The organism is Streptomyces lothianensis, assembly GCF_047779955.1.
Classification (GTDB): domain Bacteria; phylum Actinomycetota; class Actinomycetes; order Streptomycetales; family Streptomycetaceae; genus Streptomyces.
This window is the reverse complement of sequence record NZ_JBLMKT010000126.1, coordinates 1-809: the sequence shown is the minus strand read 5'-3', so window position 1 is coordinate 809 and position 809 is coordinate 1. Positions and strand designations below refer to the sequence as shown.

The window sequence follows — 809 nt, the reverse complement described above, 5'->3', positions numbered from 1 at the left end:
ATCGGCCGTCCGATGGACAACACACAGGTATACGTCCTCGACAACGCCCTGCGCCCGGTCGCCCCAGGCACCGCAGGCGAGCTCTACATCACCGGCACCGGCCTCGCCCGCGGCTACCTCAACCGACCCCAACTCACCGCCGAACGCTTCGTCGCCTGCCCCTTCGCAGAACCCGGCACCCGCATGTACCGCACCGGCGACATCGTCCGCTGGAACACCGACGGCCACCTCGAATTCATCGGCCGCGCCGACCACCAAGTCAAAATCCGCGGCTACCGCATCGAACCCGGCGAAATCGAAGCCACCCTCTCCACCCACCCCACCGTCGGCCAAGTCGCCGTACTCCCCCACGAAGACAACCGAGCCGTCAAACGACTCATCGCCTACATCGTCCCCACCCCACCCACCACCGAACTCGACATCCCCGCCCTACGCGAACACCTCACCACCGACCTCCCCACCTACATGCACCCCGCCGCCTACATCCCCCTCGACACACTCCCCCTCACCCCCACCGGAAAACTCGACCGCACCGCCCTGCCCACACCCGACTACACCACCACCCACGAAAGCCGCCCCCCACGCAACGCACGCGAACACCTCCTGTGCCAACTCTTCACCGAAGTCCTCGACCTCACCCACGCCGGCATCGACGACAACTTCTTCGAACTCGGCGGCGACTCCATCACCTCCATCCAACTCTCCGTACGAGCCCGCTCCGCCGGCCTCGACATCTCCCCCCAGGACATCTTCACCAACAAAACCCCCGCCACCCTCGCCGAAACCACCACCACCCTCACCAACCCCGA

General features: G+C 66.0%; 1 protein-coding gene. It reads left to right on the top strand.

The window, feature by feature from the left end:
* Nucleotides 1–12 precede the first annotated feature (12 nt).
* Nucleotides 13–809, top strand: a 797-nt coding sequence (locus tag ACLF6P_RS29890) for a non-ribosomal peptide synthetase (protein WP_415954550.1), incomplete at its 3' end; no start/stop codon positions are given.